At 60.0% G+C, this 365-nt stretch carries 1 pseudogene; it reads right to left on the reverse strand.

From position 1 onward, the window contains the following. Nucleotides 1–222, reverse strand: a pseudogene (locus tag D1646_RS22480) (hypothetical protein); the annotation flags it as partial. Nucleotides 223–365: the final 143 nt, after the last annotated feature.

Here is a 365-nt window from a genome sequence, read left to right on the forward strand (position 1 = left end):
GTCGAAGGTCTGGGAGATGGTGGGGGTCTTCATGGTGGTGTAGGCGTCCCCCAGGATGTCCTGCTTGGTCTCCTCACCCCAGTCCAGCTCGGCGGAGCTGTCCTCAACCCGCTTGCCCAGTCTGCCCCACTTGGGGGCCTGGGCGGTGCCGCTGTTGCCGCACACCAGGTAGAGCTTTCGGTCCACCGTCTGGCCGGCGGGAGTTTTGAATTTATACGCCATTGGTTTGCCTCCTTATTTGAACCACGGGTCTGTGGTTGGAAATTCTTTCACAAATTGGACGGACAACTGCACCATGTAGGTGGCCAGGCCCTCGTCCTCCGCGCTGTAGAGCACGCCGTTCTGGGCGGTAATTTTCTCCTGCC

It is taken from the genome of Pseudoflavonifractor sp. 60 (assembly GCF_009911645.1).
GTDB lineage: Bacteria > Bacillota > Clostridia > Oscillospirales > Oscillospiraceae > Lawsonibacter.